This window comes from Nocardiopsis tropica (genome assembly GCF_042660575.1).
In the GTDB taxonomy this organism is placed as follows: Bacteria; Actinomycetota; Actinomycetes; order Streptosporangiales; family Streptosporangiaceae; genus Nocardiopsis; species Nocardiopsis tropica.
This window is the reverse complement of record NZ_JBHSUF010000007.1, coordinates 234872-247553: the sequence shown is the minus strand read 5'-3', so window position 1 is coordinate 247553 and position 12682 is coordinate 234872. Positions and strand designations below refer to the sequence as shown.

General features: G+C 71.9%; 13 protein-coding genes. 2 read left to right on the top strand and 11 right to left on the bottom strand.

What is annotated here, in order from left to right:
- Positions 1–130: 130 nt before the first annotated feature.
- Both ACFQBR_RS13670 and ACFQBR_RS13665 read left to right on the top strand, forming a co-directional pair.
- Positions 131–658 (top strand): ATP-binding protein, encoded by a 528-nt coding sequence (locus ACFQBR_RS13670; protein ID WP_344177169.1) that lies wholly within the window; start codon positions 131–133, stop codon positions 656–658.
- A 10-nt stretch (positions 659–668) separates the two neighbouring features.
- Positions 669–1034, top strand: a complete 366-nt coding sequence (locus ACFQBR_RS13665; protein WP_378553502.1) for a MerR family DNA-binding transcriptional regulator — start codon at positions 669–671, stop codon at positions 1032–1034.
- 72 nt (positions 1035–1106) lie between these two features.
- On the opposite strand, the gene ACFQBR_RS13660 is transcribed toward ACFQBR_RS13665, so the two are convergent.
- The 11 genes from ACFQBR_RS13660 to ACFQBR_RS13610 all read right to left on the bottom strand — a co-directional run bounded on the left by ACFQBR_RS13660 (position 1107) and on the right by ACFQBR_RS13610 (position 12505).
- Positions 1107–1301: a hypothetical protein gene (locus ACFQBR_RS13660; RefSeq protein ID WP_344177171.1), complete on the bottom strand. Its 195-nt coding sequence runs from the start codon at positions 1299–1301 to the stop codon at positions 1107–1109.
- Between the two features lie 213 nt (positions 1302–1514).
- A complete protein-coding gene (locus ACFQBR_RS13655; RefSeq protein WP_344177173.1) occupies positions 1515–2216 on the bottom strand; it encodes a hypothetical protein in 702 nt (233 codons plus the stop codon).
- A gap of 115 nt (positions 2217–2331) precedes the next feature.
- A complete protein-coding gene (locus tag ACFQBR_RS13650; RefSeq protein ID WP_344177176.1) occupies positions 2332–3123 on the bottom strand; it encodes a hypothetical protein in 792 nt (263 codons plus the stop codon).
- 11 nt (positions 3124–3134) lie between these two features.
- Positions 3135–5864, bottom strand: coding sequence for an ADP-ribosyltransferase (locus ACFQBR_RS13645; protein WP_344177178.1), 2730 nt, complete (start codon positions 5862–5864; stop codon positions 3135–3137).
- 103 nt (positions 5865–5967) lie between these two features.
- Positions 5968–6333 (bottom strand): DUF6507 family protein, encoded by a 366-nt coding sequence (locus ACFQBR_RS13640; RefSeq protein ID WP_344177180.1) that lies wholly within the window; start codon positions 6331–6333, stop codon positions 5968–5970.
- Positions 6334–6608: 275 nt separating this feature from the next.
- Positions 6609–7058, bottom strand: a complete 450-nt coding sequence (locus ACFQBR_RS13635) for a hypothetical protein (protein ID WP_344177182.1) — start codon at positions 7056–7058, stop codon at positions 6609–6611.
- 13 nt (positions 7059–7071) lie between these two features.
- Complete coding sequence (locus ACFQBR_RS13630; protein ID WP_344177184.1) at positions 7072–7557, bottom strand: DNA/RNA non-specific endonuclease; 486 nt, start codon at positions 7555–7557, stop codon at positions 7072–7074.
- An 18-nt stretch (positions 7558–7575) separates the two neighbouring features.
- Complete coding sequence (locus ACFQBR_RS13625) at positions 7576–8460, bottom strand: immunity 49 family protein (RefSeq protein ID WP_344177186.1); 885 nt, start codon at positions 8458–8460, stop codon at positions 7576–7578.
- On the bottom strand, positions 8457–11690 hold the full coding sequence (locus ACFQBR_RS13620) for a hypothetical protein (RefSeq protein ID WP_344177238.1): 3234 nt from the start codon (positions 11688–11690) through the stop codon (positions 8457–8459). Before ACFQBR_RS13620 ends, ACFQBR_RS13625 begins: the two co-directional genes overlap by 4 nt.
- Positions 11691–11808: 118 nt before the next feature.
- The gene (locus tag ACFQBR_RS13615; RefSeq protein ID WP_267946797.1) at positions 11809–12180 is read right to left on the bottom strand and encodes a DUF6507 family protein; all 372 of its coding nucleotides are present in this window, start codon (positions 12178–12180) and stop codon (positions 11809–11811) included.
- A 25-nt stretch (positions 12181–12205) separates the two neighbouring features.
- Complete coding sequence (locus ACFQBR_RS13610; RefSeq protein WP_267946796.1) at positions 12206–12505, bottom strand: hypothetical protein; 300 nt, start codon at positions 12503–12505, stop codon at positions 12206–12208.
- Positions 12506–12682: the final 177 nt, after the last annotated feature.

Below are 12682 nucleotides of genomic sequence, written 5' to 3'. Positions count from 1 at the left end.
ACACGACCCGATAGAGCCTGTAACGACTAAGTGTGACCGTTCGGTGATTTCGCTGGAACCCGCCCACGGGCGGCCCCAGGGTGGTGCCACGGGCCACGCGCGTAGTGGCCGACCCAGGGAGGGAATACAGGTGCGACCAGCCATCCGCATTGTGCCGAACCGCGAGCCCGACACCGGCGGCTCCGAGCCCCTGCCCCGCCGGGTCACGGACCCCGACGACCGCGCGCCGATGGTGCTCGACCGCACGTGCGGGGTTCCCGACTGCCACGCCCTGGCCGTCGCCGGACGCCCCGAACAGGCCGCCGTCCTGCGCAGGCGCATCGCCACGGTCCTGCCGCCCGCGACCGCCGACACCGCCCAGTACCTGGTCAGCGAGCTCTTCAACAACGCCATCACCCACTCGCGCAGCGGGGACGAGGGAGGGCACGTGACCGTGACCGTCCACCGGTTCCCCGACCGCGTCCAGCTGAAGGTCATCGACCAGGGGCCGCGCGGCGAGGCCGGCTCCACCCCGCACGTGCGCACCCTCGACCTGGAGAGGGAGGGCGGTCTCGGGCTCCGCCTCGTGCACGTCCAGGCGGCCCGGTGGGGGACCTTCCACGACCGGAACCGCACCACCGTGTGGTTCGAGCTGGACCGGCCGCAGGCCCGGATCTGAGGAGCCGCCCGTGACGACGCGACAAGGGCCGGGGAGGCCGGTGGCGGAGCGAGCCCCGGGGAACCCCGCGCCAGACGTTCCCGCGCGACCGGTGGAGAGGCTGCTGTCCCCGCGTGAGGCCTCGCGCATCCTCGGCGTGGACCCCAAGACCCTCATCCGGTGGGAGGGGGAGGGGCGGCTCATGTCGCTCCGCACCCTCGGGGGGCACCGGCGCTACCCGAGGACCCTGGTCGAGCAGATGGCCGTCCCGGTGCCGCCGCTGGAGGAGGTCGTCTCCACCCTGCGGCAGGTCCACGGCCGGGCCCTGGAGATCGGGGCGCGGGAGGAGGCGGCCACGATCGCCCGGCTCATGGCGGTACTGGACGCCGAGGGGTGAACGCCCGCCGACCCCCGCGGGGGCGGGGACGGCGGGGACGGTCGATCGGCCGCTGTGCGCGGGCTGGTCCGGCTACGGCGCCACGAGGCAGTCCACGGGCAGGCTCGTGGTGGTGTTGAGCGAGACGGGGGAGAGGGGGTGGTCGAGCACCCCGCCCACGGCCGCACAGGCCTGGTCGAGGGGCTCGTCGGCGACGGCCGTGCCGGCGCCGGCCGCCAGCGCGGCGGCGGTGAGGGCGGTGGCGGCCAGAAGGGTGCGCAGGCGCATGTCTCTCCACGGTCGGTCACTCGAATGCGTCAATGAGTGACCAAGGGTAGTCGCGGTGGGACGGTCGCGCCCCAGAAACGCCTCCTGCCCGACCCGCTGGTCCGCGCACGGTCCCGTCGCGGGACTCCCGCGCACCCGGGGAGGCCGATCCGCGCCGACGCGTCACCGCGCCGGACCGGCCGAGCCGGACCCGCGTCGGGGGAGGCGGGGCGGTCAGCGGGACCGGGCCACCCGGTGCTCCCCGACGCCGCTCGACGGGACGATTCCACGGGGGGAGGGGGCCGCGGGGACGGCGGCACGCGCCCGGCCTCCGACGGCGGCGCGCGTGACCGGCCGGTCCGCGAGGACCTTGCGCACGGCGCCGGACGGGGCGTCCGACGCCGAGGGCCCGGCCGCGGTCCACCCTCCCGGCCAGCGGACCCCGGCCCGCCCGACCCGGTCGCACAGGACGCGCATGCGGGTGAGCGACGTGCGCAGGGTCTCGGTGCCCGCACGCATACGCCCGACGGCGTTGAGCGCCCTCATGTCCGCGGGCCGGACGCCCCGCACCAGGAGCCGGATCAGCTCACCGGGGGACCTCCTGCCCGCGTCGGCGTACCCGGCCAGCCGCTCGGGGTCGTCCCCCGCCGCGAGCAGCGTCCTGCCCCGGGCGAGGAAGCCCGCGACCTCCCCGGCCGTCCCCCGGGAGTCCGGGGCCGACGCCCGCGCGGCCCGCTCGGACTCCTCCAGGCGCGGCACCAGCCCGCTGAGCTCGGCGCGGGCGGACAGCCACTCCCGCTTCACGGCCTCGGCCTCCGCCACGACCTGGTTGAGCTCGGCGCGGGTGTACGGGGGCTGCCTCCGCGCCCAGGGGAAGCGTCGGCGCGTCTCCGGGGACAGCGGGTGCCCACCCATCTCCAACCGGACCTCGGCCATGCTGCCACTCCCTGGTGTCGGCGGACGCGGCCCGGGGCGGGCCGGTGCTTCCTGTTCGCCGGTTACGATCCGCACTCCTCCCGTCCGGTTCACGGAAGTTCCGGTGCGGCAGGGGTCATCCCCGCGCGATCTCCTCCAACGCGGCCGTGCTCGCGGCCGTGCGCTCCTCGTCGGCAGGGTCCAGCCGACCGCCCACCGGGTTCTCCGGCGCGCCGACGTGCTCCCGGATCGCCTCCAGCGGCCCCAACCCGCGCTCGTGGAGCCTCACGAACTCCTCCAGCCACCACACCTCCGCGAAGCTGCTCGCCGGCTGCGCGTCCAGGTTGCGGACGAAACCCGCGGCGTCACCGGTCACCGAGGCCCACAGCAGCCCGACGGTCCCGGAGCCGAGGCGGACGGGGAGGTAGCGCACCGGTTGGTCGGTGCGGCGGGGGTAGCTCTTGAGGACCTGCCTGGTCACCAGCTCGGGTCCGGGGTGGCGGGGCAGCTGCGAGGGCCGGGGCGGACCGCCCAGCCCTTCGGGGCCGGCGGACGGCGTGTAGCCGGGGTTCGCCCACGCCACGAGGGCATCCTTGGACGGGGCCTCCTCGGGACGGGCCCCCACCGGGACGCCTCCCCCGACGGGGTCCTCCCGCTCCTTCCGCAAGCGCTCCAGAGCTTCCAGCGGGGTCAGGCCCGCGCCGCAAGCCTGTTCCAGCCGCTTCCCCCAGAAGGACGCGGCGCCGATCCGGGGTTCCGTGTCGAGCGCGGTGAGGACCATGACGGTACCGGCCGCGTCCTCGCCCTCTTCGACAGCGGCCCACAGGTGGCCGACCGTCCGGCCTTCGAGGACCAGGGGGTAGTGGCGGACGGGGCCCCGGGCCTCCGTGGCGTAGGACGCACCCGACCGGTTCGTGTTCGGCGTCATGGTTGTGTCCCTCACTTCGTGGGCGGGAGGATACGGGCGTTGATGAAGGTCGTGCCTGCCTCGACGCGGACGCTGACGATCTCGTACCGCGTCTCCCGGGGGAAGATGATTTCACGCTGCCCGGGATAGGCGCTGTTGCCGCCCACCCACAACCCGTGGGCCCCCTCGGGCACGTCCAGGTGCACGGTGTACGCGAACGGCCTGCCGTCCACGACGATCGGATCCCGGCCCAGCGCCGTGGACATGTAGCCCGCGTCGGACTGGATCGTGCCCACGATCGACTGGGGGTCGGCGGGGTCGAACCCCGCGAGGTGGTCGATGCCGTGCAGGCCGCGGACCGCCTCGACGCCCTCGGGAAGGGGGCGCTCCAGCGCGGAGTCCAGGTCGCCCATTCGGGGGCGGACCGCGTCCGCGTCGGGGAACGTGCCGCCGTACTGCTCCGCGATACGGCCGGGGAGGCCCGCTTCGCTCAGCCAGAGGCTGAGACGGCCGTAGGGATCGGGCGACCGGAAGACGTCCTCCATGATCCCCCGCTGGAGGTCCGTCAGCGGGATCTCCCCGTCGGCCGCCCTGCGCCACAGACCGTGCAGATCGCCCAGGTCGGGCCGGGACAGGTCGTTCAACTCGTACAGGGACCAGCCGCGCATCGTGCTGTTGGCGGGGTCATAGGAGTTCCAGTCGTTCGCGTTCCGCCGCAGGGTGTCCAGACCGGCCTGGACGGTGTCCGCCCGCGCGACGTTGTTCAGCCACGAGTTGACCGTGTAGTCGTAGACGGCCCGCCGCTGCTCCGGCGGGAGGCTGTCGAAGGTGTGCGGGTTGAGGTCCGGGTCGTCCAGCACCCGCCGGGCGTACTCCTCCCCGTTGTCGTCGAACCTCCGGATGCCGTCGGGACCCATCTCGCCCGGGTAGTGGTCCGCGGGGTCTCCCGCGTCGATGCCGGGTGGAGGATCGTAGACGCCGTCGCCGTTCTGATCGGAGCCGCCGTGGCCGTCCGGGGAGAACCCTGGCCCGTCGGTGTGGTGGACGGAGCCGCCGCCGTCGGGGAACGGCGAGTCGGCGGTGCCGCCGCCGTCGCCGACGCTGTCGTTCACGGTGGGACCGCGGTCGCCGAGGGCCGCGCCCTCTCCTCCGGTCCTGTCCCCGGAGGGGTCGAAGCTGCCTCCGGTGAGGTCGATCGTCCAGTCCGGCGACGTGTCGGGGGTCCCCGCGCCCTCCTCCGCGTCGGAGCGCGGGCCGACCAGGGCGGGCACCCTGCTGCCGTCGCCGCTGTCGCTCCCGTCGCCCGTGCCGCCGCTGCCGCCGTTCCCGTCCGGGTCGAGCGCGCCGAAGTCGTCCCCGTACTCGTCCCGCAGGCGGGTCGACTCCGCCGACGCCGGGTTGAGCACGTCCTCGACGGTCATGCCGTCGGCGAGGTCCTGGGCGGTGGGGTCGGTCGGGTCGTCGCTGTCGCCGGTCCTCTCGGGGCTCCAGTGCTCCAGCCGGTGCAGCGCGCCCTGGAGCTCCGCCATCTCGGACGGGCTCAGGGAGCCGAGCCCCGGAAGGTCGAGGTGGAGGCCCGCCGGCGTGGACCCGGCACCGCCGAAGTACGGGAGGTTGAACCGCGGGTCCGCGTCGACGCCGTTCCCGGCCCCGTCCGCGTCGGCCATGTCCGGCAGGTCGACCTTGTTGATCATGGCCGAACCCCGCCACAGCAGGAGCGGGACACCGACCACAGCCCCCAGGCCGGTCGCCGTGAGCGCGACGCCCGCCACCACCGATCCGATGTTCAGCGCGGCCGTGCCGATCACGTACCCCGGGCGGTCGTCCCACTCCCGCCACGGGACGACCGAGTGCGCCACCTCCGTCCACGTGTTCCCGAAGGTCTCCCAGCCGACCTCGCCCCACTCACCGGTCGCGGGGTCGTACAGGCCGGCCATGGCGCCGAGGTTCGTGAGGTTCGTCCCGTGGTACTCCACCAGGGCGTCGCCCATGTTCATCTCGAACCAGCCCTCGGAGCTGTGGGCTCCGAACCGCCCGCCCAGGTCCTCGACGGCCCCCACGGCGAAGTCCGAGACCGAGTGCCCCACGTCGACGAACCAGGCGTGGTCGGTCTCCATCGACCCGCCCCACGGCATGTCCATGTCACCGAGGTACTCGTTGTACCCGTGCTCGTACTGGCGCACGGCGGGCTCGGTCCCGGAGTCGGCGTGGACGAAGTTCGTCCGGACGGGGAGACCGGCGTTGACCGCGTTGGCGCACTCGACCTCCGCGGCCTCGTACTCCAGGCGCAGCGCGTCGGCCCGGTCCAGCAGGGCCTGGTGCTCCGCGACCTTCGGGCTCTCGTCCCCGGACCACCACTCGCCGGAGAAGGCGTCGGCCTTGCGCCAGTCGTCGTCCCCCTCGATGCTCGCGAGGAACGCGTCGGTGTCCGAGGTCAGGGTCGCCCAGCGCTCCTTGATGCCGCGGACCTCCTCGGCGAAGACCTCCAGTGCTGTGGCGGCCCGGTCCATCCCGACCGAGACCCCGTCGCCGTCGACGGCGACGGGGTCGACGACCGCGAACAGGGTTTCGGCCTCCGGGGCCGTGTAAACGGCGCTCAGGCCCGCCCACGAGCCCTTGATGTCGTGGCCCGCCTCGGCCACGAGGGCCGCGTTCGCCCTGAGCCTCCCCGCCCGGTACTCCAGCCGGGCAGGCATGAGGGTGGGGACCGGGAACTTGTCCGGGCTGATCACGCCGCCGACGGTCATGCTGTCTTCGCTCACTGCTGTGACTCCGTCCAGGCAGGGCTGATGGGGGGGAGCCCGGGGCGGGGGGCACGAGTCGTCTTGAGCGGGGTGCGGCCCGGTGAGGCAGGAGCGGGGAGGGTCAGACCGCCGCGATGTCCGAGCCGGGGTTCACAGGTTCGGGGATCTCGCCCGCGGCGGCCTGGTGCTGGGCGGCCATCTCCAGGTCGCCCTCGATGTAGGCCATGGTGGCCTCGTAGGCTCCTTGGACCGCGCTGACGGTCAGGGCGACCATGTCGCCCATATGGCCGAAGTGGTACTCGCCGACCTCGGCGAGGGCAGTGTTGACGGGGCCGCTGTTCGCCTCCTCCATGCAGAGGGCCACGTACTCGCCGACCTTGGTGATGTGGCCGACCAGGCCGTCGCCGCCGCCCTCCTCGCCCAGGTGGCCGGCGACGGTGGTCAGGACCCCGCCGACCTCGGCGGGTTGGATGTTCCAGCTGGACACGTGGGGCCCTCCTCTCTCCCGGAATCCGGGGCTGCTCACCCTCCGCACTGTCAGATGGAGAGCGCATACCCGTGGTTCCGGGGATCTCGGCGGGCCGGCGTCCGGGAGGCGGGCACCTGGGTGTTCGCGCCCGGGGTGGCCTGATCCGGCCAGAAAGGGACGCCGTCCCCGCGCTCCGGGGCCTCCGGAGGCGGGGGCGTCGAGAGTCGGAGCCGCCGGCGCTCCGAGGCGGCCCGGACCCCGTCGCGGGGTTCCGGGACGGCGCCCGTACCCGCCTACTCGGACATCTCGCCGGCGCTGCGGATCCTCTCCCGCATCCACTCGGGGATGTTCTCCTCGGACCTGGGGAAGTGCCGCTGTTCGAGCACGAACGAGCCGTCGGAGGGCGGCACGTCGAACTCCGGCGGGTTGTCGTAGTCATAGGTGACGTGGAAACGGGCCGGGCGCTCGATGGTGTAGACCGCGGAGAACCAGGTCCCCTTGCCCTCGCTGTACATGCCGGGCCGGAGCCTGTCCATCTCGTCCCACACCGAGTCGGGCGGGTCGATCCTGTGGACCGCGCCGTCCCCGACGGCGGCCTCCGTGTGAATCGTGGAGATCCCGACCAGCCCGCTGTAGTGGCACCGGATCTCCGTCCAGCCGTCAGGGGCGAGGCCCAGAAGAATGCCTCCGATCCTGCGGAGGATCTCCTGCTGCTCTTCGGGTGCGAGTGCCTGCGTGGCCATGGATTCCTTTTCCTCAGTTCATTTCCGGGATATTGGAGATCCGGACCGGTTTCTGTGACACCCCGTTGATCGAGTGGTCTGCCCGAATCCTGTTCGGAGCTGTCATGTCGGCTGCGTACTCGACCCTGATCCTAGCGATGACCTGTGCTTTAGGAAGTCCGGTGGCAGGGTCTTTCTGGGTCAGCCGAGCCCATTCCTCCTCAAGCTTGTAGTAGTTGTCCCTGTGCGTGTCCGTCGCCGATTTCGACTGGTTCAGGTTCTCCGGCATGGGCGCCGGGTTCAGGCGCTCGCCAGCTTCGAAGAACTGCGTTTCGATGAGGTGCCCGCCGTTCCCGTCGGAATTCTCCGCACGGAATTCGGGGTTCTGGGGAGCGCCCGGGGAAGCGTCGTTGTCGTCGTTGAGGTCGCGGTGTTCCTCGGCCCCCTCGTTACCGGTCCTCCCCTGGTCCGGGCACCTCCGGCCGTTGTTCGACCGAGTGTGCTCGACGAGGTGGCCCACCGCGTACGGCCTCCTGGGTCAGACGGGGAACTCGCCGTACCAGGATCGTTTCACGAGGTGTTCGGGCAGGTATTCCGATTCCACGTCGAGGGAGAAGTCCGGATCGATCTGGGCCTTGTCGTGGGCCAGGCAGGCGATGGCCAGGAGCCCCAGGGGGACGACGCCGTGGACGCCTGCGGGCGCGTCCTCGCGCGTCTGGTAGCGCTTGAAGGATTCCAGTGCCTCGGCGAGTGCCTGGTTGAAGGCCGCCGCGTCCCCCATGAGCAGCAGGCGGAAGACGTCCATCTGGGGGAAGGTGACCAGGTCCAGGTATTCGCCGCCGAACGCGCCCCGGCGCGGGTCGGAGAGCTCCATGGCCCGGCGGAGTTCGGCCGCCAGGTCGTCGGTGCCGTTGACGTAGGCCTGTAGCGCGGCGGTCCAGTGGAAGCTGAACTCGTTGTGGGTGATGCCCCCGGCCTCCCCCGCCCGGCGCAGGCGTTCGGTGGGGATGCGGCACAGGGCTTCGGCGTGGGTGTTGGCGCGGCAGGTGACCGCGAGGAAGAACGCGGTCTGCCAGGTGCCGACGTTGGCGGTGTGGATCAGGCCCGGGGACTCCAGGGTGCGGACCTGTTGGTCGATCAGGTATTCGACCGTGCTGCCCTTCTCGGCCTCGGAGAGGGCGAAGACCGCGGTGTGGAACTGCATCGCGACGGTCCAGGCCTCCCAGGTCTCCAGATCGCGGGCCGGAGGATCCACCAGGAGGGATTCCTCCGCGGTCTGGAGCACAGGACCCAGCCACAGTCCGATGTTCGCGGCGTTCCGGACCGTCTTCTGGACCATCTTCGCCCGGCGCTTCACCTGGTAGGCGATCTCCTCCTCGTCGATCCCGTGGTTCATCTCGTGCCGGGAGACGTGAGCGGTCATGAAGCCTCCTTGTTGGAGAGGTCGAAGATCTGGTGATCGTAGCCGTTGGCACGGGAATCACCGGTCCATTCCCTCCTGCCGTCCGCATCCGTGACGGGCCGGCCGTCGGGACCCTGGCGGTAGACGTCGACAGGGTCGCCCTTGAACACCGCGTAGGTCACCCGGCCCTGGTCCAGCTTGTCCAGGATCTCCTCGGCGAGGCGGCGTTCTGCGGCGTTGCCCGCCTGACCGCCACGTTCGTGCATCACCCTGAGAATGTCCTCCAGGTACGCGCGCGTCCCCTGGCTCACCCGCCTCGGGTCCCCGCCCGCAGGGGTGACGTTGCGTTCCCCGAGCTCGGTCTTGGTACTGCTCTTGGCCTCGACGATGACGATGTCGCCGTCCACGGTGCGGTAGACCTGGTCGAACTGGTCGTTGCCGTTCTTCGGCGCGAACGGCGAAGGGCTGATCTCCTCGGCGCCGTCCAGGTTCGGCCGCAGCTCCGTCAGCTTGGGCTTGTTGTCGTCTCCGTAGACGGTGTCGCCGTCCTCGTCGACGACGTGCCGCATCACCGGATCGCCGTTCCCGTCGCGGATCGTGCTGCCGTCGAACTCGTGCCGGGCGCCGATCCTGGCGGTCTCCTCGCCGAAGTCCTCGGCGACGCCCGTGGCGTACTTCTGCGCATCCCGGTACTTCTGCTTCGCCTCTTCGACGAGGGGGTGGTTCGGACCCTTGTCCTTGTACTCGCCGTGCAGTTCCTCCATCGCCGCGAGGTGGTCCCTGGCCCGCATGGAGGCGTTGATGGAGACACGCCTGTCGTGGGCGAGGTGGTCCAGGCCGCCCAGTTCGCTCCTGAGCTGGTTGCGCCGTGCGAGCTCCTCGGGCGGCAGGTCGGTCCGCCTGAAATCGTCACCGTCGAGGCGGAGCTCCGTCTTCTCCCCGAGGAACCGGGGCGGCTCGGCGGCCTCCATCGGGACCCAGTCGCTGTTGCTGTCCGCACGGCTGATCCGCGGGAGCTGCCACTCGTCCGGGCCGATGGTGGTGTCGGCGTGCTTCCGGTGGCCGTTGCCCTCCTTGTAGTACTCCTTGTAGAAGTCGTTGTACGCGCGGCCGTCCTGGTCCTCGTTGAGGAGCCTGCGCAGGTCGTCGCGGAAGGCCTGCTGATTGGCGGGATCGTCCTTGTCCCCCCACGTGTGCTCCTGGAACTCCTCCAGGGTGGTCGGGCTCGGCGGGCGCTCGCCGTCGCCGCTCCCGTCGCCGTCACCGTCACCCTGGGAGCCGTCCGGGCCGTCCGAGTCGGACCCGCCGCCCGAGCCTCCGTCGCCTTCCCCCGGGAAGCCGGGAGAGCCGGGGATCCCGGGACGGCCACCGCCCGAGCCGCCCTCGCCGCCGGACGAGTCGTTGGAGACGGGCCCGGTGTTGCCGGTGTTGCCGGTCTCCCCGTTTCCCGGCGTGCCGTTGCCGTTGTCCACGCTGTTGGTGACCGTGGGCGTACGGTTCTGCATCTCGTTGCCGTTGCCCGTGTCCGCCCGCGTGTCGAAGTCCTGCGGCCCCGTGCCGGTGAGCCGGTACACGTCCTCCGCCGAGGTGTCGCGGGGCCGGTCGGCCTCCATCGTGTCGCCGCGCGGCGTGACCGGGACCCGGGCCGGGTCGTTCTCCAGGTCGGGCCGGTCGGGCTCGATGTCGTTGCCCTCCCACGAGCCCTCGCGGTTCGGGCCGGTCTTGGCGTTGCGGTCGACCTCGTCGATCTCGGCCTGGTTGCGCTGGGTGACCTCGCGTCCGAAGTCGGCGTTCTCCGGGTTGTTGACGATGTCCAGGAAGTCGTCCGTGGCCTGGAGCTGGTCCGCGGTGGCGTCGCGGTTCCGGGACGGGTTGTCCGCGCCGTCGTCGCCGTTGTTGTTGACCGGGGTGACCCGGCGGTTGTCCGGCGTCCCGTCCGGGACGGGGTCGGTCCCGCCGGTGCTGCCGCCGTTGATCCGGTCCAGCGCCGCCCGCATCTCGCCGAGCTGCGACGGGCTGAAGGAGCCGGTGTCGAGGTCGCTCATGTCGAAGTCGAACGTGGGCGAGCCGTTGCCGCCGAACCGGCCGGGGATGCCGAGGTTGAGGTTGTTCACGTCGAACTCCGGTATGTCCGGCGTGTTCACGCTCGGGCCGTCGCCGCCCATCCGGTTGAGCATCGCCGAACCGCGCCACGCCAGGAGCGGCGCGCCCACGACCGCGCCCACGCCGGTGGCGGACAGGGCCACGCCGGCCACCGTCGCGCCGATGTTGAGCAGGGCCGTGCCGATCACGTAGCCGGGCCGCTCGCCCCACTCCTCCCACGGCACCACCGCGTGCGCGGCGTCCTTCCACGCCCCGCCCGCGATCTCGCCGGTGCGCTCCCAGCCCTGGAAGCCCCAGCTGTCGTTCTCGGCGTCGTACATGCCCACCAGCGACGCCGCCGACTGGAGGTTGCCCTCGTGGTACTCCCACAGGTTGTCGCCCCAGCTGCCCTGGAACCAGCCGTCGGAGTTGTGGATGCCGACGAACCCGCCGACGTCCTCGGCGATGCCCACCCCGAAGTCCTTGACCGCGGACCCCGCGTCCACCCACCAGCCGTGGTCGGTCTCCTGGGAGCCGCCCCACGCCATGTCGACGTCGCCCAGGTACCCGTCGAACCCGTGCTGGTACTCGTTCGCCCCGGGCGGGCTGCCGTCCGCGTTCGCGGAGACGAAGCTCGTGCGGCCGGGGATGTCGGCGTTGATGGCGTTCGCGCAGTCCCGCTCCGCCTGCTCGTACTCCTGGCGCAGGGCGTCGGCGCGGTCGAGGAGGGCCTGGTGCTCCCCGACCTTGTCGCTCTCGTTGCCGACGAGCCGGTTCCAGAAGCCGTCGGCCTGCTTCCAGTCGTCGTTGCTGGTGTCGATGGAGTTGAGGAAGGCGTTCGAGTCGGTCGTGAGGGTCGCCCACCTGCCCTTGATGTCGCGCACGGCCTCGGCGAAGGTCTCCAGGGCCGTGGCAGCCTTGCCCGTCGAGGTCTCCACCGAGTCCCCGTCGGTCGCGACGGAGTCGACCGCCGCGAGCAGGGTCCCGGACTCGGGCGCGGTGTAGCAGCCGGAGAGGCCCGACCACGCGCTCTTGATGTCGGCCCCGATCCCGGACACCGTCGTCCCGGCCGTGCGGAGCTGCCCCGCCAGGGTCTCCAGCTCGGCGGGGTCGGCGGTGGGAACGGGGAACATCGAGGGGTTGATCAGGCCGCCGGTGGGCGTGCACATCTCGGTCACGTGGACGTCTCCATCTGGGATCCGGAGCGAGTCGGGGTAGGGGTCTCCGGGGCAGGGAACCGGGGAGATGGAACAGGGCCGGGATCAGGGGCCGGGGGTACGGCGGCGCCTAGGGGACGTGGGGGCCGTACACCGGACGCTCGGGCTCCGGCTCCGGGAGCACGCCGGCGTTCTGCTGGGCCTCGGCCGCCATCTCCAGGTTGCCGTTGACGTAGTGCGTGGTGGCCTCGCTGGCCCCGGTGACGGCGCTGACCGTCACCCCGGCCATGTCGCCCATGAGGCCGAAGTTGTGCTCGGCGAACTCGCCCAGGGCCATGCTGACGGGGGCGCTGTTCGCCTCGCCGCTGATGCTCGTGAGCAGGGTCTCGGTCGAGGTCATGGAGCCGACCAGGCCCTCGCTGCCGCCCTCCTCGCCGATGTGTCCGGCGACGGTGGTCAGGACGCCGCCGACCTCGGACGGCAGGATGTTCCAGGCTGACACGGGGTTCTCCTCACCAGGACGGGGATCAGGGGGACGGGGGGCGCGAGAAGGCGCCCGCCCGGAAGTTCGTGGGCGGCGGGGCCTGCGGGGCGTCCTCGGTCTCGCGGCTCCGCGCGGTCTCGATGTGCGCGTGCAGGCGGTTCAGGCTCTCGCCGAGGGTACCGAGGTCGGCGCTGATCCGGGTGTGCATCTGACGGGCGGCCCGGTCCAGCCGGGGATGGACGCCCGGGGGCAGGGGCTCGTCCTCGGCCCCCTGCTCGCCGGGGGCCGCCTCCTCGTCGAGGATGGCCTGTTCATCGCTCGGGTCGACCACGTCGAACTTCACTTCCACCCCTCCTTCTCCGGAGTCCTCCTCCGGGGGATAGGACGCACGTTAGCCGCGTGCGGTTCGGGAATCATCCCCGTCGCGCGTCCTTGTCCTCCCCGGTGGCGCCGGAAAGGATGCGAGGTCGGGGGATTCCTACCCGCGGGTACGTCCTTCTCCCCGCCGCCTCTCGGACGG

Excerpts from the sequence above, each read along its gene's own strand:
- ACFQBR_RS13660 (WP_344177171.1), bottom strand. The coding sequence starts at position 1,301 with ATGCGCCTGCGCACCCTTCTGGCCGCCACCGCCCTCACCGCCGCCGCG.
- ACFQBR_RS13655 (WP_344177173.1), bottom strand. The coding sequence starts at position 2,216 with ATGGCCGAGGTCCGGTTGGAGATGGGTGGGCACCCGCTGTCCCCGGAG.
- ACFQBR_RS13650 (WP_344177176.1), bottom strand. The coding sequence starts at position 3,123 with ATGACGCCGAACACGAACCGGTCGGGTGCGTCCTACGCCACGGAGGCC.
- ACFQBR_RS13635 (WP_344177182.1), bottom strand. The coding sequence starts at position 7,058 with ATGGCCACGCAGGCACTCGCACCCGAAGAGCAGCAGGAGATCCTCCGC.
- ACFQBR_RS13625 (WP_344177186.1), bottom strand. The coding sequence starts at position 8,460 with ATGACCGCTCACGTCTCCCGGCACGAGATGAACCACGGGATCGACGAG.
- ACFQBR_RS13620 (WP_344177238.1), bottom strand. The coding sequence starts at position 11,690 with ATGTGCACGCCCACCGGCGGCCTGATCAACCCCTCGATGTTCCCCGTT.